Below are 21,420 nucleotides of genomic sequence, written 5' to 3'. Positions count from 1 at the left end.
TTGGTACGCAAAAGGCCCACTCCGTGCATATTTGCCCAGTTGAGCGGGCCTCGGGAAAGGTCACTTTCTGGAAAGAAACCTTTCAGTTAGTTCTGGGTGGTCAGTGTTACACCTCCACTCCGAGGGCGCAAGGCCCACTCTCGCGAGGGTTTCGTCCTTCCGGTGAACCTCCGCCAAAGGTCTTGCCAGGCTGTGGCGATCATGTAAGACTGGCGCTCGATTTTGAATAGTAAAGATTCTTTCCTGTAATGCTATCAATGGCCACGTGCCTTGATCGCATATACATCCGATCTTTAGTGGGAGGTTCACCCGGTGAACCTGACCGTCCCCCAACTGCTCGGAGACCGGGCACTCGCCGACCCCGACGGGATCGCGCTGATCGTGCACGGCTCGGCCCCGCTCACCTACCACCGGTGGTACGAGCGGTCCCTCGCGCTCGCGAACGGCCTGCTCGCACGCGGTGTCACCCCGGGCGACCGGGTGGGCCTGGTGTTCGGGGCCGCCGACTGGACGGACTACGCCGTGGCGTTCTGCGGGGTTCTGGCGGCCGGGGCGGTGGCCGTACCGCTCTCCGACCGCCTCGCCCCCGATGACCTGCGTCTCATGCTGGTCAACTGCCGTGCGACCGGGATCGTCCACGCGGCCGGCCTCACCGCGGACCTCACCGCCGCCCTCGCCGTGCCCGAGGTCGGCTGGAGCGCGACCGTCGACCGCCTGAGCGCCGAAACGTCCTATGAGAAGGCCGACCTCGCGGCACCGGAGCCGGGAGATCTCGCCCAGATCCTCTACACCTCCGGCACCACGGGCCGCCCCAAGGGCGTCTCGGCCACCCATGCCAACCTGACCTATGGCTGCGGTTCCAGACGCCGCCCGTTCGCGCACTCCCGGCATCTCGTGCACGCCTTCCCGATCGGCACCAACGCCGGGCAGACGATGCTGATCAACGCGCTCGACGCCCGGCCGGCCGTCGTGACGCTGCCGCGCTTCACCCCCGGCCGCTTCGCGTCACTGATCGAGTCCTACCGGGCGGGGACGGTCTTCCTGGTCCCCGCGATGGCCATCGAGCTGATCAACGCGGGAGTGGCCGAGCGGCACGACCTGTCCAGCGTGCTGCTGCTCGGCTCGGCCGCCGCGCCGCTGCCATCGGCCGTCGCCCAGGCGCTGACCAGGGCCTTCCCCAGCGCGACGATCGCCAACTACTACACCTCGACCGAGGCGGCCCCGGCTCAGACGATCATGATGTTCGACCCGGAGCGGCCGGGAAGCGTCGGCCGCGCCATCGCCGGGGGACGGGTCAGGATCGCCACCGCGACGGGCGAGCCGCTGGCACGGGGGGAGACCGGGGAGGTCTGGATGCGATCTCCAGCGGTACCGCGCGCCTACTACGGCGACCCCGGCAGCGAGACCTTCCGCGACGGCTGGGTGCGGATGGGCGACCTCGGCTACCTCGACGCCGACGGCTATCTCTACCTCGTCGACCGGGAGGGCGACGTGGTGAAGTCCGGGGCCTTCAAGGTCTCCACGATCCACGTCGAGGAGGCCGTCCACCGGCACCCGGCGGTGATCGAGGCGGCCGCGTTCGGGGTTCCGCACCCGGTGCTCGGAACCGTCGTCGCCGTCGCCCTCGCGACCTCGGAGCCCCTCGCGCCGGAGGAGCTACGGATCTTCCTCAAGGACCGGCTGGCCCCGCACGAGCTGCCCGCGCACATCGTCACCGTCGGCGCCCTGCCGCACAACGCCGGCGGCAAGGTCGACAAGAAGGCGCTGCGCCGGACGATGGGGGGCGTGTGATGTCCGGGTCCGAGGTCACGTTCACCCAGCAGGGGATGTGGGTGACCGAGCAGGCCGCGGGCGGCGGCACCGCCTACCACATGCCGTTGATCGTTCACCTCCGCGGCGCCCTGGACACCGGCGCGCTGCTGGCGGCCTGCGCCGCGGTGGTCGACCGGCACCCGGCGCTGGGCGGTGTGGTGGCGGAGGTGGGCGACGAGCTGAGGCTCGTGCCCGGCGCCGAGGTTCCGGTACGCCGAGCGACGGCCTTCCCCGCTGATCCCTCGACCGGCTCCCCGGCAAAGGGGCCGGCCGCCCCGGACTCGCCCGACCTCCCGGGCGTGCGGGAGGAGATCCTTCGCGCCTTCGACCTGGAGAAGGGCCCGCTGGCCCGCTTCACCCTGTTCGAGACCGGCCCCGGGCGGCACCTGCTGCTCTTCGTCGCCCATCACCTGATCTTCGACGGGCAGTCCAAGGACATCCTGGTGCGTGACCTGGCCGCCTTCCACAACGGTGAGCCGCCGTCCCCGCTGCCCGGGATCGACCACGGCAGGGCCGAGCGCGACCGGGTGGCCGCCATGCTTCCCGCCGCGCGCGAGTTCTGGAGGCCCCGCTGGCGAGACCCGGGCGAGACCGTCGTGCTCGGCCGGGCGCTGAGGTCCCGGCGGGCGGGCGAGGGACGGGTGCTCCGGTTCACCCTCGACCCGCAGGTCCCCTCGGTTCCCGGCCTGACCCGGTTCGAGGTGCTGCTGGCCGCGCTGCACACGCGGCTTCTCGGCTACGGCAACGCCTCGGTGACCACCGCCGTCGACCTGTCCACCCGGCCCGAACAGGCCGCCGGCCACATCGGCCTGTTCGTCAACGAGCTCCCGGTCGCCTCCGCCCCGTTCGGGCGGGAGACCTTCCGCGAGTTCGCCACCGCGCTCCGCGCCGAGCTGCGCGAGGTCTACCGGTTCCGCCAGGTGCCGCTCTCCCGGGCGCTGCCCCGCATCCGGCCGCACGCCGCACTGGTACCCGTCTCCGTCAGCTACCGCGTCCGCCGCGACGCCGACCCGGTCTTCACCGGCCTCGACGCGTCCGTGGAGTGGACGGTCTTCAACCACGGGGTACGCGGCGCGCTGCACCTGCAGTGCGTGGACGGCCCCGGCGGGCTGGAGATCAGCCTGCGCCACGACCCCGAGACGGTGCCCGACGCCGCCGGGGTGGCCGAGGACCTGCGCCTCCTGCTGGAACGCGCCACCGATGACCCCGACCTGCCACTGCACGAACTTCTGGAGAACGAATGGGTTCCGTCACCACGCTGACCGACCAGGTACGCGAGATCTGGGAGGAGGTCCTGGGCATCTCGCCGATCGAGGACGACGACGACATCTTCGACCTGGGCGGTCATTCGCTGACCATCACCCAGATCATCGCCCGGATGCGCAAGCGCCTGGACGTCGAGGTCTCCCTGGACGACTTCTTCGACAACCCGACGATCGCCGGGATCGTGAGCTCCCTCGGCGATGACTGAGACCCTCGACGGGCTCCGTCTCTCCCGCCTCGCCGACGACGACCTGGAGCTCCTGCTGCTGGTCAGGCACTTCGAGCTCAAGCTCCTGGAGCTGTACGGCAGGGGAGAGCTCAACGGCACCACCCACACCTGCCTCGGCCAGGAGTACGTTCCGGTCGCGCTCCGCCCCCTGCTCGGCCCGGCCGACCACGTCTTCAGCAACCACCGGGGCCACGGCCACTACCTGGCCAGGTTCCGCGACCCGCACGGCCTGCTCGCCGAGATCATGGGCAGGCAGGGCGCGGTCTGCGGAGGTGTCGGCGGCAGCCAGCACATCCACCGCGACCGCTACCTGTCCACCGGGGTGCAGGGCGAGAGCATGCCGGTCGCCGCCGGTGTCGCGCTCCATCTCAAGCGCGCCGAGCCAGGGGCCCTGGCCTGCGTCCACATCGGCGACGGCACCTGGGGCGAGGGAGCGGTCTACGAGGCGCTGAACCTCGCCGCGCTCTGGCGGCTCCCGCTGCTCGTCGTGGTGGAGAACAACGGTGTCGCCCAGTCCACCCCGACCGCGTCGCAGATGGCGGGCACGGTGGCCGGCCGGGCGGCGGCCTTCGGCATCCCGCACCTGCTGGTCGTCTCCACGGACGTCAACGAGATCCGCCTCGCGCTGGAGGAGGAGGTGGCGCGGGTGCGCGAGGCGGGGCCGCTGGTGGTCGAGTTCGTCACCCACCGCCTCGGGCCGCACAGCAAGGGCGACGACGCGCGCCCGGCCGACGCGGTACGGGTCGCCAGGGACAACGACTGGTACGGCCGCTACGCCCACCACCATCCCGGGCAGTTCCACCGGATCGACGACGCGGTCAGGGCAGAGGTCCAGGCCGTCGCCGACGAGGTCGCGGCGCGCCCGCTCTCCCGCTGGGAGGCACCGTGCGCGTAGCGGAGAACCTCAACGCGGCACTGCACGGGCTGCTGGACGACGACCCCACCGCCTACGTCCTCGGCGAGGACATCCTCGATCCATACGGAGGCGCCTTCAAGGTCACCAAGGGCCTGTCCAGCCGCTTTCCCGGACGCGTGATCGGCACTCCGATCAGCGAGGGCGCGCTGACCGGCGTCGCGGCGGGCCTGGCGCTGACCGGCAACACGGCCGTGGCCGAGATCATGTTCGGCGACTTCGTGTCGCTCGCCTTCGACCAGCTCTGCAACTTCGCCGCCAAGTCGGTGTCGATGTACGGCGGGCGGCTGCCGCTGCGGATGGTGGTGCGCTGCCCGACCGGCGGCGGCCGGGGCTACGGCCCCACGCACAGCCAGAGCCTGCAGAAGCACTTCGTCGGCATGCCGGGGCTGTCGCTGTACGAGATGTCCCCCTTCCACGACAACCGCGCGGTGCTCGCGGCGATGCTGGAACGAGGCGAGCCGTGCGTGTTCTTCGAGGACAAGATCCTCTACACCCGGCCGATGGGCCAGGTGGATCCGCTGTTCCTCCTGCGCCGCGACGGAGACCTGGCCGTGGTGGACATCCGCGACTCCGCGGAGCGCCCCGACTGCGTGGTCATCGCCCCCGGCGGGATGGCCCACCGGGTGCTGGCCGCGATGCGCTCCCTGCTGGTGGAGCAGGAGATCTGCACCCGGCTGCTGGTGCCCTCCCGCCTCTATCCGCTGGACGCCGACGCGCTCCTGCCGCACCTCGCGGACGTCGTCGTGGTCGCGGAGGAGAGCACCGCCGGGGGGACCTGGGGCAGCGAGGTGGCCCACCTGCTGCACGCCCGCGTCTGGGAGCGCCTGCGCGGTCCCGTCCGCCTCGTCCACTCGCGGGCCGCCGTGATCCCCACCGCCGCGCACCTGGAGAACGAGGTCCTGGTCGGGGAGTCCACGATCCACCGTGCCGTACGGGAGGCCCTGCGTGGCTGACATCCGCGTCCCCAAGCTCAACAACAACGACACCGAGTACCTGATCGTCGAGTGGCTCGTCGAGGACGGCGGACCCGTCGTCGCGGGGGAGGCGGTCGCCGTGCTGGAGACCTCCAAGGCCGCCGACGAACTGGAGGCGGGGGAGTCCGGCCACCTGTACCACGCCGCCGCCCTCAACAGCTGGATCGCTCCCGGCGCGCTCCTCGCCCGCGTCACCGCCGAGGCCGTCCCCGTCCTGGAACGTCCCGGTTCCGAGCCGGTGGCAGGTGCGGACATGGCGGGACGGGGGAGCGCGCCGGCTCTCCAGCCGGTCGTCACCGATCCCGCCCGCGCCGCCATGGAGGAGCTCGGGATCTCCGACTCCGACGTCGCGTCCCTGGGTCTGGCCGTCATCCGCCGGGCCGACGTGGTGGCCCTGGCCGCCCGCCGCTCCGGGGAGACGACCGGCACCGCGCGGGTGGACGCGCCGGGACCCGGTACGGACCCGGACAAGGCCGACGGGCGACAGGCGGGCACCACCCAACGCCTGTCGCGGGTGCAGCGCGCCGTCGCGCGCGCCGTCACCGTCTCGCACGCCGCGATCCCCGCCGCGTACACGGTGGTGAGGTTCGAGGTGGGCCCGCTGCTGGCGCGGACGAAGGAGCTGAGCAGACAGGTCCGCAGGCCGGTCGGCCTGGCGGAGCTGTTCGTACAGGCCGTGGCGGCGCTGCACCCCGCCTTCCCGCTCTTCTTCGCCTCGGTCGACGGGGACGAGGCACGGCTGGCCGACGCCCCGCGCGTCGGCGTCACGTTCGACCTGGGCGAGGGCCTGTACGTGCCGGTCGTCCGCGACACCGGGTCGCTCAGGGAGATCGCCGAGGCGCTCATGCGCTACCGGCTCGCCGCGGCCGAGGGGGACTTCCGGGAGAAGGACCTCACCGGCGCCAACATCGCCGTCACCCTGCACACCGACGCCGACGTCGTCCTCGCGATCCCGCTCATCTTCCCCGGCACCGTCTGCGCCCTGGCGATCACCTCGCCGCAGTCCGAGCCGGTACTCGCCGAGGACGGCACGGTGACCGTGCGAACCGTCGCCAACATCGGCCTCGCCTACGACCATCGACTGATCAACGGCCGGGACGCCGCGCTCTTCCTCGCGGCCCTCAGAACGGAGCTGCGGGCTTGAGCGAGACAACGCTGTCGGACGCGAAGAAGGCACTGCTCGCGAGAAGACTCCGGAACCGGGGGGAGTCGCGGGCCGTCGTCGCCCGTGCTCAGGGAACCGTCCCGCCCCTGTCCCACGCGCAGGAGCGCCTGTGGTTCCTGGAGCAGTACCGCCCCGGCACCACCACCTACACGGTCCCCGTCGCGGTGCGCCTGCGCGGGAAGCTGGACGCCGGCGCGCTGCGCCGGGCGCTGGACGAGATCGTCGCGCGCCACGAGGCCCTGCGGATGCGGTTCCTCACCACCGAGGACGGCACCCCCGAGCTCGTCGTCGACGAGCCGGGACCCGCCGAGCTGCGGGTCACCGAGGCGGCCGACGTGGACGCCGCGATCGAGCTGCTCGACGCCGAGCTCGCCGTCCCGTTCGACCTGGAGCGCGGCCCGCTCTTTCGCGCGACGCTGGTCCTCCTGGCGCCCGACGACCACGTGCTCCTGCTCGCCGCCCACCACACGGTCATCGACGGCTGGTCAAGCGACCTGCTCATCCGCGAGCTGCTCGCCCTGCACGACGGTGAGACCCCGCCGCCCGCACCGGTCGGCTACGGCGACTACGCCCGCTGGCAGCGGGGCCGGGACCACCGCCGCGAGCTCGGTCACTGGCGCGACCGGCTCGCCGGGCTGCCCGCCCTCGAACTGCCCACCGACCGGCCGCGCCCCGCCGAGCAGCGTCACGAGGGCGCCGCGCTCGACGTCCGGGTGGACGCCGACCTCACCCGGCGGCTGGCCGAGCTGGGCGCCGCGTCCGGTGCCACGCCGTACATGACGTTGCTGGCCGCCTTCCAGGTGCTGCTGGCCCGCTACTCGGGGCAGGCGGACTTCGCCGTCGGCTCCCCGGTCGCCGGACGCGGGCTGCCCGAGCTGGACGGTGTCGTCGGCATGTTCGTCAACACCCTGGTCCTCCGCGCCGACCTGGCGGACGACCCGCCGTTCACCACCTTCCTGGCCCGTACCCGGGAGAGCGCGCTGGACGCCTTCGCGCACCAGGAGCTCCCGTTCGACCAGCTGGTCGGCGAGCTGAACGTGGTCCGCGACGTCAGCCGCTCGCCGCTCGCGCAGGTCACGTTCGCGCTGCAGAACTTCAAGGCGGGCCAGGAGGACGGGCGCGTCTCCTACCTCACCCTCCCGGCCAGGACGACCCGGTTCGACCTCGGCCTCTACCTGTTCGAGAGCCCGGACGGGCTGGTCGGTCACCTCTCCTACAGCACCGCACTGTTCGACCCCGAGACCGTGGAGCTGCTGGCGGCGCGGTTCGAGACGCTGCTGCGCTCGATCGTGGCGGATCCCGGTGCGCGGGTGGGCGAGCTCTCGCTGCTCGGCGATGACGAGCGGGACCGGGTCCTGGGCTTCGGGGCCGGACCCGCGCTCCGGCCGTCCGGCCATGACCTGCTCCACGACCTCCTCACCGCGCAGGCCGCACTGACCCCCGGCGCGACGGCGGTGGTCCACGCCGGCTCGCCGGCCTCGGGCGCGGCGTCTGCGGCGTTTGCGGCTCGCGGCGGTTCGCTGACCTACGCCGAGCTCGACGAGCGCTCCACTCGGATCGCCGCCCTGCTGAGGAACCGTCATGGCGTGGGTCCGGACAGCAGGGTCGGTGTCCTCCTGGAGCAGTCCACGGACCTCGCGGCGGCGGTCATCGGTGTGCTGAAGGCCGGTGGCGCGTACCTGCCCCTCGACCCCAAGCAGCCCCGCGACCGCCTGGCGTACATGCTCGCCGACGCCGGGGTCGTCGCCGTCCTCACCGCCTCCGCCCTGTGCGACCTGGTCCCCGATCTCCCCGAGGCGCCGGTGATCCGCCTGGACTCCGAGGCGCTGGACGAGACCGGGTTCGAGCCTCCGGAAGTCTCGCCGGACCATCTGGCGTACGTGATCTACACCTCGGGGACCACCGGGCGGCCGAAGGGCGTCGGGGTGCAGCACCGGCAGGTGCTCAACTACCTCACCGGGGTCAGGGAGCGCTTCGAGGTCGAGCCCGCCTCGGTCCACACGCTGCTGCAGTCGCTCTCCTTCGACTTCGGGGTGACGATCCTCTACCTGTCGATCATGACCGGTGGTGAGCTGCACCTGGCCGACCCGCAGGCCCCGGCCGAGGAGCTCGCCGGGCAGCTGAGCCGCACCGACTACCTGAAGATGACCCCCTCCCACCTCGCCTCGCTGCTCGCCGCGGTGGACGACCCCGCCGAGCTGCTCCCGCGCAGGCTCCTCATCCTCGGTGGCGAGGCCTCCGGGTGGAGCTGGGCCCGCGAGCTGGCCGCGCACACCACGGTGGTCAACCACTACGGCCCCACCGAGGCCACGGTCGGCATCTCCACCCACGCCGTCACCGGCGAGGAGGAGCGGGCGCTGAACCTGCCGATCGGCAGGCCGCTGCCCGGCGCCCGGGTCTACGTGCTGGACGAGCACCTGCGGCCGGTCCCGCCGGGCATGACCGGCGAGATCCACCTCGGCGGTGACCGGCTCGCCCGCGGATACCTCGGCCGCCCCGGGCTGACGGCCGACAGGTTCCTGCCCGACCCGTACGGCGAATCCGGCGCCCGGATGTACCGGACCGGCGATCTGGGCCGCTGGCTGCCCTCAGGTGATCTGTGCTTCCTCGGCCGCCGCGACCTGCAGGTCAAGGTCAGGGGCTATCGGGTGGAGCTGCCGGAGATCGAGTCGGTACTCGCCGGCCAGCCGGGGATCGCCCACGCCGTCGTCGAACTACGCGCCGACCGGCTGGTCGGGTACGTCGTCGCGGAGACCGCCGGTGACCGGAGCAGCGTCAGCGAGCTGCGGGCCAGGCTCGGCGAGCGGCTCCCCGAGTACATGATCCCCGGTCGGTTCGTCTGGTTGGACGAGCTGCCGCTGAAGGCGCACGGCAAGGTCGACCGGGCAAGGCTGCCGGAACCCGACGAGGCACGACCCGACCAGGAGGCCGGGTTCGTCCCGCCGGGAACGCCGCTCGAAGAGGCGATCGCAGCGGTATGGGCGAAGGTGCTGGGACTCGTCCAGGTCGGCGTGCTGGACGACTTCTTCGACCTGGGCGGACACTCGCTGCTCGCCGCGCAGGTGGTCGCCCGCCTCAGAAAGGCCATCCCGGAAGGCGGGCGCCAGGTCACCATCCTGGACCTGTTCAAGAACCGGACGGTCCGCGAGCTCGCCCGGCTCGTCGAGACGGCCGACGACGGCCCGCGTATGCTCCTGCACCGGCTCACCCCGGCCCGCGCGGCCACCTCGACCCTGGTCTGCGTGCCGTACGGCGGTGGCAGCGCGGCCATCTACCAGCCGCTGGCCGACGCGCTGCCGGCGAGCTGGGCACTGCATGCGGTCGCGGTCCCCGGCCAGGAGATGGGGCTGATCGAGGAGACCCGGCCGGTGGAGGAGGTCGCGCGGGGCTGCGTGGCGGAGATTCTCAGGGACGTCCGGGGGCCGCTCGCGCTGTACGGGCACTGCGGGCTCGGCGTCATGCTGACCGTGGAGATCGCCCGCCACCTGGAGGCGGCGGGCCGCCAGGTCGAGGCGATCTATCTCGGCGGCATCTTCCCCTTCGCGCGCCCCAACTCGTTGCTGGCCCGGTTGTCGAACCTGACCGACCGCCTCCGCAGCGACCAGGTCTGGGCCAACGCCCTGCAGGCCGCCGGTCTCGACGTGGAGGACCTGGAACGCGACCAGCTCAAGCTGATGATCGACAACCGCCGCAAGGGCACCAGGGAGGCGGAGCGCTACTTCACCCGCCTCTTCACCGACGGCGTCGAACCGCTTAGGGCGCCGATCATCTCCGTGGCGGGCGACCGCGACCCGGCCACCGAGTTCTACCAGGAGCGCTACCGCGAGTGGCACCTGCTGACCGGCTCCACGGCCGTGGTCGTCCTCGACGAGGCCGGACACTTTTTCCTGAAATATCGGGCAGAGGAGCTCGCGGCCATCGTCACCGGCACTCACCGGGCCATCGCCTCCGGCGACACGGCGAAGCTGGGCCGCACCGACAGGTCCACCTGGTGGCTCGACGGCGTCTCCATCCAGGACGCCTCTGCGCGGGGCATCTCCGTTCAGGACACATCGGCCCGGGCCGCCTTCGCCGATCCGGCCCTCACCCGAGCCGTCACGCCTCCGGCCGCGCCGGTAAAAGTCGCGGAGGCCGGAACCGGTCAGGACCCCGGTGAGCGGACCGTACCCACCGGAGCCGTCGTCCGGACTGGGCGGACCCCGGCAGTGCCCGATCTCGCCGCTCCCGGCACGGGGGGTTCGCCACCGGCGACCGGGCTGGCATCCCCGGCGAGGCCCGGCCCCCAGCCGAGCATGAGGCGGTTCGCCACCGTGGCCGCGGGACAGCTCGTCTCGATCGTCGGGTCGTCGCTGACCGAGTTCGCCGTACCGCTGTGGATCTACATCACCACCGGCTCGCTCGCCAGGTTCGCCCTGTTCTCAGTCCTCGCACTGGTCCCGGGCATGCTGGTCTCCCCCCTCGCCGGTGCTCTCGTCGACCGTTACGACCGGCGACGGGTCATGCTCGCCGGAGACATCGGCGCGTTCGGCACCCAGCTGGCCCTCGGCGTCCTGCTGTGGACCGGCAACCTCCAGGTCTGGCACATCTACCCGCTTCTGGTGCTGCTGTCCGTGGCGCTGACCTTCCAGCGTCTCGCGTACAACTCGGCGGTACCGCAACTGGTCCCCAAGCGCTTCCTCGGCCACGCCAACGGGGTGGTCCAGATGGTCACCGGCACCGCGCAACTGGTCGTCCCGCTGCTCGCGGTCGGCCTGATGGCGGTGGTCGGCCTGGAGGGCATCCTCGTCCTGGACGTCGTCTCCTACGTCTTCGCGATCGGGGTGCTGCTCTTCGTCCGCTTCCCGAGGACCATGGCGTGGAAGCGCAGGGAGTCGCTGGTCGCCGAGATGGTCGAGGGCTGGAGGTTCTCCTGGGGTAACCGGGGCTTCCGCGGCATGCTGTTCTTCTTCGCGGTGCTCAACGTCTTCCTGTCCCCGCTGTTCCTGCTCATCTCGCCGCTGGTCCTTGGCTTCGCCACGCTGGAGGACGTCGGCCGGATCTCCTTCGCCGGCGGCCTCGGGGTCTTCCTCGGCGGCCTGACCATGACCGTCTGGGGAGGACCGAGGCGGCGGCGGCTGCGCGGCGTCATGCTCTCCACCCTCGTGCTGAGCCTCTTCTGCCTGGTCACCGGTTTGCGGCAGAACCTGCCCCTGATCGCGGTGGGCGCCTTCGGGATGTCGTTCTGGCTGACCATGCTCAACGGCGTCTACGCCACGATCATCCAGGTCAAGGTGCCGCAGCGGTTCCACGGCCGGGTCATCGCGCTCAACACGCTCATCGCCTGGTCCACCCTGCCGATCGGGTTCGGCCTGGTCGCGCCGTACGGCAGCGCCCTGTTCGAGCCGCTGCTCGCGCCAGGCGGGCCGCTGGCCGGCACGGTCGGCCTCGTGCTCGGTACCGGCGAGGGCCGCGGCGTCGGACTGATGTACGTGCTGTTCGCGGTCGCCATCGCGGTCACGGCGCTGGTCGCGATGCGGACCCGCACGCTGTCCAGGTTCGACCTGGACGTGCCCGACGCGCTCCCGGACGACCTGGTCGGTTTCCAGAGCATCCAGAGGCGCCAGGAACGCGAGCGAGAGGAGCCGGTCGCCGAGGTGGTCTCGATCCGGAGATGACCTCGTCCTGACCGGTGGAACCCCGGGAGAGGACCGGTACCCCGGAGGGTTCCGGGGGAGAACGAGGTGGGGAACGCCGACGGGGCGCGGACACCGGCCGCGCCCCGTCCATCTGCGTTATATGGCTACCCGCGTCCGTTCAACGCGATGGCCTGGCTGACGCCTGGTCGGATCAGTAGCCCGGGGCGCCGGGAACGAAGTCCTCCCAGTGGTAGCACGCCCAGTAGTAACCACCATTGACCTGCGCGAGCTGGTCATCGTCCAGCTCGAGGCCAAGTGCGGACAGAGTGGAGAGCTCTGACTTGTTGTTGGTCACTATTTGTTCCCCCTTCGACTGACTTGCATGACCAGCATCGCGACGGCACTTGGAAACCTCTTAGGAATTACTGGCGACCGGCTTGAGTATCGTCGACCGGCTGGAAGGCGTGCGGCTTGAGAAAGGCGTACGGCACTTCAGGCTCGCAGACGCAGCCCCCGAGGGGTCGGGTGGAAGCCCGCGGACTCCAGGGCGGCGGCCAGGGGGGAGTCGTTGATGGCGGTGCCGTCCGCGCGCTCGACGGTCAGCTTGCCGAGGGCGCCGTCGCGTACGGCGAGCGCGAGGGCGTCGACGGCGGGCCGGAGGCGGTCGTCTCCGGAGAAGGAGAGCAGGGTCTTACCGCCGCGCTCGACATAGAGGATCAGGTGCCCGTCGACGAGCACGACCAGGGATCCGGCCTTCCTGCCCGGCTTGTGGGTCACCTCGCCGGGATGGGCGGGCCACGGCAGGGCCGCCCCGTACGGGTTGGCCGGGTCGGTCGCCGCCAGCACCACCGCTCGGCGGCCGCTCTCCCCCGCGCCCTCGGGCTTCCGGGAGCTCCACGGGTCGGGTACCGGTGCCGCGCTCGGTGGCGTGGTGGGGGAGACGGACATGGCGCGCATCCGGTCGACGGCACCGGGAAGGGCGAACTGGGCGCCGCCCAGCCCCTCCACGAAGTAGCCCCTGCGGCACCGGCCGCTCTCCTCGAAGGCGCGAAGCACCTGGTAGACGGCGGCGAACCCGCCCGGCAGCCGCTCGGCGGTCACCGCGCCCCTGGTCACCACGCCGTACCGCTCCAGCAGCACCTCGGCCTGGGCGTGGGCGCGCTGGGTGGCATCCTCGGCGGGGGCGGGCAGCGTCCACCAGCGCCCGCCCACCGTGGGCGGGCCGCTCCGGCTCGGCAGCACCGCCCGCCGCCGCCGGGTCGGAGCCGGGCGATGCGCGGGGCGCCCCGTCCCGAGCGTGGCCCGCAGCGGCGCCAGCGTGTCACCGGTGATCCGGCCCGACCACACCAGGTCCCACACGGCGGACGACAGAGCACGGTCGTCCGGGACCGAACCGGCCAGAAGAACGCCGGTCCGGCCCGCCAACTCGCGGAAGAAGAGCGCGCCCCCACCGCCCAGCACCTCCAGCACCGCCCCGTGCACCGGGGTCAGCGTGATGTCGGCGGGATCGGGCATCAGCAGCGGCGCGGTGTCGGCGAAGTAGAGCGACACCCAGCCGTCGCCACCCGGCAGAGATCCCTGCCCCGCCCAGATCACCTCGCCGGAGGCCGTCAGCTCGTCCAGTAGCGACGGGTCGTATCCGGGCACCCGCGAGGGCAGGATCAGCGTCTCCAGCGCCGAAGCGGGCACCGCCGAGCCCTGCAACTGCTCGATCGCGCTCACCAGCGCGTCGATCGGCGGCCTGCCCCGCCGCGGGGAGTCGGTGATGCCGTGCCAGGCGGGGGCGAAGACGGCCAGGGTCTCCGCGGAGACCGGTTCCACCTCCTTGCGGAGCCTGGCCAGGGATCTGCGGCGCAGCATCCGCAGCACCCCGGCGTCGCACCACTCCTCGCCCCGGCCACCCGGTCTGAACTCCCCGCTCACCACCCGTCCGGAGGCCGCCAGGCGGCGCAACACGTCGGTGACGACCGCGGTGCCGAGGCCGAACCTGGTCGCGGCCGTGCTCGCGGTGAAGGGGGTGCGGGTGCGGGCGTGCCTGGCGAGCAGGTCGGCCAGCGGATCGTCCACCGGTTCCAGGAACGCGTGCGGCACTCCCACCGGCAGCGGCACGCCGAGCGCGTCGCGCAGCCGGGCGGCGTCCTCGATCGCCGCCCACCGCTCCTGCCCGGCCACCCGAACCCTGATCGCCCGCCGGGAGCTCTCCAGCATGGCCAGCCACGCCGGGTCGCCCTCGCGCACGCTCACGTCCTCGGCCACCAGGGGGCCGTGGGAGCGGAGCAGGTCGGCCAGGTCCTCGGCGTCGCGCAGCGGCCGGTCCAGCCGGGCCAGCTCCCGCTCGGTGTCGGCGATCACATCGGGGTCGAGCAGCTCGCGCAGGTCGGCCTGGCCCAGCAGCTCGGCCAGCAGGCTCGTGTCGAGCGCGAGCGCCTGGGCGCGGCGCTCGGCCAGCGGGGCGTCCCCCTCGTACATGAACGCGCCGACGTAGTTGAACAGCAGCGACGCCGCGAACGGCGACGCCTTCCCGGTCTCCACCTCCACCAGCCGGACCCGCCGCGCCTCGATGTCGCGCATCAGCCGGACCAGTCCCGGAACGTCGAACACGTCCTGAAGACACTCGCGCATCGTCTCCAGCACCACGGGGAACGACGCGTAGCGGCCGGCCACGTTCAGCAGGTGCGACGCGCGCTGCCGCTGCTGCCAGAGCGGTGACCGCCTGCCCGGCACGCGGCGCGGCAGCAGCAGGGACCGCCCCGCGCACTCGCGGAACCGCGCCGCGAACAGCGCCGAGCCGCCGAGTTCTTCGGTGACGATCCGCTCGATCTCGTCCGGGTCGAAGGCGGCGACGTCGGACGGAGGTTCCGCGAGCGTGTCGGGGATGCGCAGCACGATCCCGTCGTCGGAGTGCACGGCCTGCACGTCGACGCCGTAGCGCTCCCGCAGCCGCCGCCCGATCGCCAGCGCCCACGGCGCGTGCACCCGTGCTCCGTACGGGGAGTGCACCACCACCCGCCAGTCGCCCAGCTCGTCGTGGAACCGCTCGACCAGCAACGTCCGGTCGTCCGGCACATAGCCGGTCGCCTGCCGCTGCTCGGCCAGGTAGGCGAGCAGGTTGGCCGCGGCGAACCCGTCCAGCCCCGCCGCCCTGATCCTCTCCAGCGCCCCATCCCGCGCCGCGTTTCCGGTCTCGCCGTTTCCCGCCCCTGAGCTCTCCCGATGCCCTGTCCCCGTGCCTCCCGTCCGGGCGTTCCCCGCCACCGAGCTCGGCGTTTCTCTGGCTCCCGCCCCCCCGTCCCCTGGCCGCGCGCTCTCCGTACCACCGTCTCCCGCCTCGGCATCCGCGCCCGCCGTGGACATCTGGCGGAGGAACGCGCCGATGGCCTTCCCCAGCTCCGCCGGGCGCCCCGCGGTGTCGCCGTGCCAGAACGGGAGCTTCCCCGGCTGTCCGGGCGCGGGGGTGACCAGCACCCGGTCAGCGGTGATCTCCTCGATCCGCCAGGAGGTGGCGCCCAGCACGAACACGTCACCGGCCCGCGACTCGTAGACCATCTCCTCGTCCAGCTCGCCCACTCGGGAGGACTTCTCCCCGACCAGGAACACGCCGAACAGTCCCCGGTCGGGGATCGTGCCGCCGTTGGTGACCGCCAGCCGCTGGGCTCCGGGACGGCCCCGCAGGGTGCCGGCCACCCGATCCCAGACGATGCGCGGTCGCAGCTCGGCGAACTCCTCGCTCGGATAGCGCCCGGCGAGCATGTCGAGGGTCGCCTCCAGCGCGCTTCTGGGCAGCGTCCGGTAGGGGGCGGCTCGCCGTACGACCTCCTCCAGCTCGTCGACGGTCCACTCGTCCAGCGCGGTCATCGCCACGATCTGCTGGGCGAGGACGTCGAGAGGGTTGCGCGGATAGCGCAGTTCCTCGATCTCCCCGCTTCTCATCCGTTCGGCCACCACGGCCGTCTGGACCAGGTCACCCCGGTACTTGGGAAAGATCACACCACGTGAGACGGCTCCCACCTGGTGCCCGGCCCTGCCGATCCGCTGCAGGCCGCTCGCCACGCTCGGCGGCGCCCCCACGCAGGCCACCAGGTCCACCGCACCCATGTCGATGCCGAGTTCCAGGCTGGAGGTCGCGACCACGGCGGGCAGTCGCCCGGACTTGAGCGCCTCCTCGATCTGGGAACGCTCCTCCTTCGACACCGACCCGTGGTGGGCCCGTACGACCTCCGGGACGACCCCCTTGGCCGAACCGGCCTGCGCCATCATGGCCGCCGGGGTGGAGAGGGAGGCGGGAGGCCCGGGGAGGTTCTCGGCCCGGTGCGCGGGATCCGCCTCCGTGCCCTCGGCGGCCCGTCGCTCCCACGCCAGCTCGTTGAGGCGGGTGCAGAGCCGTTCGGCCAGCCGCCGTGAGTTGGCGAACACGATCGTGGACCGGTGCCTCCCGATCAGGTCGAACAGCCGCTCCTCCACATGCGGCCAGATCGACCGCCTGGCCGGGGTCTCGGTCAGCCATCGGTCGTCGTCGGAGGCGGGGGAGGTGGGCGGCGTGTCGAGCTCTGTCATGTCCTCGATCGGGACGACCACCTCGACCTCGATCTCCTTACCCGCCGGCGGCTGGACCACGGTCGCCGGACGGGGCCCGCCCAGGAAGGCGGCGACCTCGCTCACCGGCCGTACGGTCGCAGACAGGCCGACGCGCTGTGCGGGCCGGGCCAGGAGGGCGTCGAGCCGCTCCAGACTGAGTGCCAGGTGTGCGCCGCGCTTGGTGGCGGCCACCGCGTGCACCTCGTCGACGATGACCGTCTCCACGCCGCGCAGTGCCTCACGGGCCTGGCTGGTGAGCAGCAGGAACAGCGACTCGGGGGTGGTGATCAGAATGTCGGACGGCCTGGTCGCGAACCGGCGCCGCTCCTCGGCCGAGGTGTCGCCCGAGCGGATCGCCACCGAGATCTCCGGCACCGGCAGGCCGAGCCTTCTCGCGGTCTGCCTCAGCCCGGCCAGCGGCGCCCGGAGGTTGCGCTCGATGTCGACGGCCAGAGCCTTGAGCGGCGACACGTAAAGGACCCGGCACAGCCTCGGCGGCCCCTCGTCCCGTCGGGAACGGCTCCGCCTCCCCCCGGTGCCCGTGCCGCTCGTCATGTCCGGGACGGCGGCGCCCGCCGGGGCGTCCACGATCGTGGTGGTCTCTTTGGCACTTCCGGGGAACCCGGCGTCCTCGCTGGACGGGGGAGACCCGGCGGCCGAGTGCCCGGCCGCCAGCCGGTCGAGCGACCACAGAAAGGCGGCCAGCGTCTTGCCGGAACCCGTGGGGGCGACCACCAGGGTGTTGTCACCCCGGGCGATCGCCGCCCACGCCCCCTCCTGCGCCGCGGTCGGCGCGGCGAAGGCCCCGGTGAACCAGTCCCTGGTCACCCGGGTGAAGTGCCCCAGCGCCCCGTCCGCGCCCGCCGTCTCGCTCATCGCGCCCCCTGCCTCCCGGCTCGGCCGACCAACCGGCCACCGCCCATACTGCACGGTGCCACCGACAGAACCCGTCACCGCCTGCCGCTGACCGGGGCCGCGCATCACCTGCGGATACGTGATCCACCGGCGCCACGGCCAGATCGCCGGGTCTGTACGCCGGAGGCGTTCGAAAGGGCGTCGCCGGCATGGCCCCCGTCCCAGGGGTAGGTTGGCTCCTGTCGTCACTGGCATGCTTTGGCGAACACAGGACGCATTGAGTGGTGAGCTGACGGTGATCATCGACTACCAGGCCATCGAGGCGAAACGCGAGCGGATCAAGGCGGAGCACCTCGGGGAGAACCGTCCGCCGAGCAGCGCGAGAGGGCTGCACCACTTCGCGCTGATCTCCTCAGACGTCGAGACGACGATCAGGTTCTACCAGGACCTGCTGGAGTTCCCCCTCACGGAGATCTTCGAGAACCGCGACTACCGGGGGTCGAACCACTTCTTCTTCGACATCGGCAACGGCAACCTCCTCGCCTTCTTCGACTTCCCGGGGCTGGACCTCGGCCCCTACCGGGAGGTCCTCGGCGGGCTCCACCACGTCGCCGTCTCCGTGGACCCCTCCACCTGGGAGCGCCTGCGAGGCAAGCTGGCGGCGGCGGGCGTGCCGCACCAGGTGGAGAGCGGTACCTCCATCTACTTCACCGACCCGGACGGGGCGCGGGTGGAACTGCTCGCCGACCCCCTCGGCGAGATGTACGGCTCCCGCGTGCTCTGACGGTCCGCGCCGCCCCTCAGCCGCGAGCCGGTCGCCCTCGGTTACGGTTCCCGCGTGCTCCGACGGTCCGCCTTACCTCCGTGGCGGCCCGTACTCCCGCCGATACGCGGCCCCCGCCCCTGCCGGTCCCTGCCGGTCTCTGCCGGTCCCCGTCCCCGGGTCTCCCTTTCACCGGGACCGGGGACCGGGACGCCGCCGACGCGCGGCGTGCCGGGCGCGGGCCGCGGCACGCCGGTGTGGTCCCATACTTGGGGCATGCGCCTGTCGGATTTCTGGAAGCGGATGAAGTTGCACTTCGGCGACCAGTACGCCGAGTCGTGGGCCCATGACTACGTCATCGCCGACCTCGGCGGCCGGACCGTGATCCAGGCGTTGGCCGAGGGGGTCGGGGCGAAGGAGGTCTGGCACGCCGTGTGCGGGGTGACCGACGTCTCTCCCAGGCTCCGCTGAGGAGCGGGCCGGGGGGCGGTCAGGAGGGCTCCTCGGGCGGAGCGAGAAGTCTCTCCACCGAGCCGGCCGCCTGCGCGGGGTCGTCGGCACTCTCCTCGCCGTCCGGCGACCACAGAAACAGCCAGCCGTCCTTGACGGGAGTGGCGAAGACGATGGTCTGCCGGCCGTTGTCCGGATGCCACACCCACAGCACCGGAGCGGCGCCTCCGAGGGTGCGGCTCACCAGCCCTCGTTGTCGCAGTTCGGCGGCCAGGGAGTCGAGATGGACTAGGCGTTGCTGCGTGAACGTGTTGGGCACGTCGGGCACCTCGGGTCGTTTCCCCTCAGGATCACCCCAGGTCAGCCCGGTTACAACAGGCTCAGGACAATTCTCGGAAATGTCGCCTCCCGGATGGGGCCGCGCTCCTCGCGGCCACGGCCCCACGTCTGTGACCGGCCCCGTACGGGAGAGTCCCGCGGTGGATCACGGTTCCTGGAACACGTGATGCCAACGGGCCGCGATCGAACAGTCGTTCGGCTATATTGAACGGGCCGTCACTCCTGGCGTGCCCTCCCGAAATTGTCGGCGGCACCCCGTAGCTTTCTGGCAACCGATCCAACCCGCGACCCTCCAGGGGGGCTCCCATGGCAGCTAACGACCGCGAGAAGGCGCTCGAGACCGCCCTCGCTCAGATCGAGCGGCAGTTCGGCAAGGGCTCCATCATGCGCCTGGGCGACGAGACCCGGGCGCCCATCGAGGTGGTCCCCACCGGCTCCATCGCGCTCGACGTGGCGCTCGGCATCGGGGGCTTCCCACGCGGACGCATCGTCGAGGTCTACGGTCCCGAGTCCTCGGGAAAGACCACGGTCGCCCTGCACGCGGTGGCCAACGCCCAGCGTGGCGGCGGCATCGCCGCGTTCATCGACGCCGAGCACGCGCTCGACCCCGAGTACGCCCAGAAGCTGGGCGTCGACACCGACGCGCTGCTCGTCTCCCAGCCGGACACCGGTGAGCAGGCGCTGGAGATCGCCGACATGCTGATCCGGTCCGGTGCCGTCGACCTGCTGGTCATCGACTCGGTCGCGGCCCTGGTGCCCAAGGCCGAGATCGAGGGTGAGATGGGCGACAGTCACGTCGGCCTCCAGGCGCGCCTGATGTCCCAGGCGCTGCGCAAGGTCGCGGGCGCGCTCAACAACACCGGCACCACCGCGATCTTCATCAACCAGCTCCGCGAGAAGATCGGCGTCATGTTCGGCTCGCCCGAGACCACGACCGGTGGAAAGGCGCTGAAGTTCTACGCCTCGGTCCGTCTCGACATCCGCCGTATCGAGACGCTGAAGGACGGCACCGAGGCGGTCGGCAACCGCACCCGGGTGAAGGTCGTCAAGAACAAGATGGCCCCGCCCTTCCGGGTGGCCGACTTCGACATCCTCTACGGCGTCGGCATCTCCCGCGAGGGTGGCCTGATTGACATGGGTGTGGAGCACGGTTTCGTCCGCAAGTCCGGAGCCTGGTACACCTACGAGGGCGACCAGCTCGGCCAGGGCAAGGAGAACGCGCGAAACTTCCTCAAGAACCACCCGGACATGGCGAACGAGATCGAAAAGAAGATCAAGGAGAAGCTCGGTGTCGGCCCGCGCGTCGACAGCCCGGCCACCCCGCCGCCTGCCGCTCCGGCGACCGCCGCGCCCGGTCGTGGTTCCGGTCCGGCCCCGGCGGCCGCCGCGTCCGGTCGAGGTTCCAAGGCGGCCACTCCCAAGCCGGGTGACGCCTGATCCGGGCTGATCGATGATGATGGGAGCCGACCTCGGTCCGCCCGGTGAGGTCGGGCCGAGAGACTGGGGTGCCTGGCCCGACGAGCCCCGGAGCGGCTCGCCGGGCAGAAGCGGGCGCGGGCGAGGCGAGGGTCTCCCCGCTTCCGAAGGAGAGGCCGCAGGTCCTGCCGGCGGCGAGCCGCGAAGCCGGCGGGGACGTGGCTCCCGGCGTGGTGAGCGCCGCTCCGGGGGCGGTTCTTCGGGCGCCCTTCCTGACGGCCTCCTTCCTGACGGACCGGCCGAGGAACCTCCCGCGAGCCGGGGAGCCGGGGCCGATCCGCAGGCGGTGGCGCGGGCGATCTGCCTGCGGCTGTTGACGATGGCGCCGCGCACCCGAGCCCAGCTCGCGGAGGCGTTGCACAAGCGTGAGGTGCCCCAGGCGGCGGCGGACGCCGTGCTGGAGCGCTTCTCCGAGGTCGGGCTCATCGACGATGAGGCGTTCGCCGCGGCATGGGTGAGCTCTCGCCATGCCGGGCGGGGGCTTGCCAGAAAGGCCCTTGCCTCCGAGCTCCGGCACAGGGGGGTGGACGAGGAGACCGTGAAGGACGCGGTGGAGCAGCTCGACCCCGAGCAGGAGGCGGAGACCGCCCGTCGCCTTGTGCGGCGCAAGCTCTCCTCGACCCGCGGTCTGGACCCTGCGGTCAGGACCCGCAGGCTGGCCGGCATGCTCGCTCGGAAGGGATACGGTCCTGGCCTGGCGTTTCGCGTCATCCGCGAAGCGCTGGAGGATGATGAGGCAGAAACAGCGCCATTCACGGAAGATTCGGGCTATCCCCTCGACTAGCTCAAAGCAGCCTGACGCCAGGTCTTTGCTTGCTCGTTACCTCTCTGACGCTTAATCTCAACGGCAGTGAGGAGTTACTCCGCGCAGTGCGGATTGTCATAGCGGTGTATACGGACAAACAGGCTCGGCGGATGAGGGCGGGAGAGCGGGCCGGCGCGAAAAGCCGGTAAGTGATCCCTCTGGGTTCACTTCTGTCCCGGCAGC

Annotated in this window: 14 protein-coding genes; 11 read left to right on the top strand and 3 right to left on the bottom strand. The window is 71.7% G+C overall.

Annotated elements, in window-relative coordinates; translation table 11 throughout:
- The first annotated feature begins 312 nt into the window (after positions 1–312).
- The 7 genes from IG98_RS0100900 to IG98_RS0100870 are packed head-to-tail and all read left to right on the top strand — an operon-like array spanning position 313 to position 12,013.
- Positions 313–1,791, top strand: coding sequence for a class I adenylate-forming enzyme family protein (locus IG98_RS0100900; RefSeq protein WP_030904116.1), 1,479 nt, complete (start codon positions 313–315; stop codon positions 1,789–1,791).
- The gene (locus tag IG98_RS0100895; RefSeq protein ID WP_030904114.1) at positions 1,791–3,074 is read left to right on the top strand and encodes a condensation domain-containing protein; all 1,284 of its coding nucleotides are present in this window, start codon (positions 1,791–1,793) and stop codon (positions 3,072–3,074) included. The genes IG98_RS0100900 and IG98_RS0100895 overlap by 1 nt, the downstream gene beginning before the upstream one ends.
- On the top strand, positions 3,053–3,283 hold the full coding sequence (locus IG98_RS0100890; RefSeq protein WP_030904111.1) for a phosphopantetheine-binding protein: 231 nt from the start codon (positions 3,053–3,055) through the stop codon (positions 3,281–3,283). Before IG98_RS0100895 ends, IG98_RS0100890 begins: the two co-directional genes overlap by 22 nt.
- Positions 3,276–4,199, top strand: coding sequence for a thiamine pyrophosphate-dependent dehydrogenase E1 component subunit alpha (locus tag IG98_RS0100885; RefSeq protein ID WP_030904109.1), 924 nt, complete (start codon positions 3,276–3,278; stop codon positions 4,197–4,199). Before IG98_RS0100890 ends, IG98_RS0100885 begins: the two co-directional genes overlap by 8 nt.
- Positions 4,190–5,173, top strand: a complete 984-nt coding sequence (locus tag IG98_RS0100880) for an alpha-ketoacid dehydrogenase subunit beta (RefSeq protein ID WP_030904107.1) — start codon at positions 4,190–4,192, stop codon at positions 5,171–5,173. Before IG98_RS0100885 ends, IG98_RS0100880 begins: the two co-directional genes overlap by 10 nt.
- Entirely contained in the window at positions 5,166–6,338 is a 1,173-nt protein-coding gene (locus IG98_RS0100875) for a 2-oxo acid dehydrogenase subunit E2 (RefSeq protein WP_030904106.1), read from the top strand. The genes IG98_RS0100880 and IG98_RS0100875 overlap by 8 nt, the downstream gene beginning before the upstream one ends.
- Complete coding sequence (locus IG98_RS0100870; RefSeq protein WP_030904103.1) at positions 6,335–12,013, top strand: non-ribosomal peptide synthetase/MFS transporter; 5,679 nt, start codon at positions 6,335–6,337, stop codon at positions 12,011–12,013. The genes IG98_RS0100875 and IG98_RS0100870 overlap by 4 nt, the downstream gene beginning before the upstream one ends.
- 172 nt (positions 12,014–12,185) lie before the next feature.
- Here the strand turns inward: IG98_RS0100870 and IG98_RS50035 are convergent, their stop codons facing one another.
- Positions 12,186–12,329 (bottom strand): bacteriocin, encoded by a 144-nt coding sequence (locus IG98_RS50035; protein ID WP_157594093.1) that lies wholly within the window; start codon positions 12,327–12,329, stop codon positions 12,186–12,188.
- A gap of 137 nt (positions 12,330–12,466) precedes the next feature.
- Positions 12,467–17,425: an ATP-dependent helicase gene (locus IG98_RS0100860; RefSeq protein ID WP_030904101.1), complete on the bottom strand. Its 4,959-nt coding sequence runs from the start codon at positions 17,423–17,425 to the stop codon at positions 12,467–12,469.
- Between the two features lie 232 nt (positions 17,426–17,657).
- Here IG98_RS0100860 and IG98_RS0100855 point away from each other — a divergent pair, with 232 nt between their 5' ends.
- Both IG98_RS0100855 and IG98_RS0100850 read left to right on the top strand, forming a co-directional pair.
- On the top strand, positions 17,658–18,188 hold the full coding sequence (locus tag IG98_RS0100855; protein WP_051751311.1) for a VOC family protein: 531 nt from the start codon (positions 17,658–17,660) through the stop codon (positions 18,186–18,188).
- 255 nt (positions 18,189–18,443) lie between these two features.
- Positions 18,444–18,638: a DUF3046 domain-containing protein gene (locus IG98_RS0100850; RefSeq protein ID WP_030904097.1), complete on the top strand. Its 195-nt coding sequence runs from the start codon at positions 18,444–18,446 to the stop codon at positions 18,636–18,638.
- A gap of 19 nt (positions 18,639–18,657) precedes the next feature.
- Here IG98_RS0100850 and IG98_RS0100845 read toward each other — a convergent pair whose 3' ends face one another.
- The gene (locus IG98_RS0100845) at positions 18,658–18,936 is read right to left on the bottom strand and encodes a hypothetical protein (RefSeq protein WP_030904095.1); all 279 of its coding nucleotides are present in this window, start codon (positions 18,934–18,936) and stop codon (positions 18,658–18,660) included.
- 326 nt (positions 18,937–19,262) lie between these two features.
- Here IG98_RS0100845 and recA point away from each other — a divergent pair, with 326 nt between their 5' ends.
- Both recA and recX read left to right on the top strand, forming a co-directional pair.
- Positions 19,263–20,393: a recombinase RecA gene (recA, locus tag IG98_RS0100840; RefSeq protein WP_030904093.1), complete on the top strand. Its 1,131-nt coding sequence runs from the start codon at positions 19,263–19,265 to the stop codon at positions 20,391–20,393.
- A gap of 13 nt (positions 20,394–20,406) precedes the next feature.
- Positions 20,407–21,216, top strand: coding sequence for a recombination regulator RecX (recX, locus tag IG98_RS48015; protein ID WP_342666789.1), 810 nt, complete (start codon positions 20,407–20,409; stop codon positions 21,214–21,216).
- Positions 21,217–21,420: the final 204 nt, after the last annotated feature.

It is taken from the genome of Streptosporangium amethystogenes, from assembly GCF_000721075.1.
Lineage (GTDB): Bacteria > Actinomycetota > Actinomycetes > Streptosporangiales > Streptosporangiaceae > Streptosporangium > Streptosporangium amethystogenes.
Note: the sequence above shows the minus strand (reverse complement) of the source record. Positions and strands in the feature narration are given on the sequence as shown.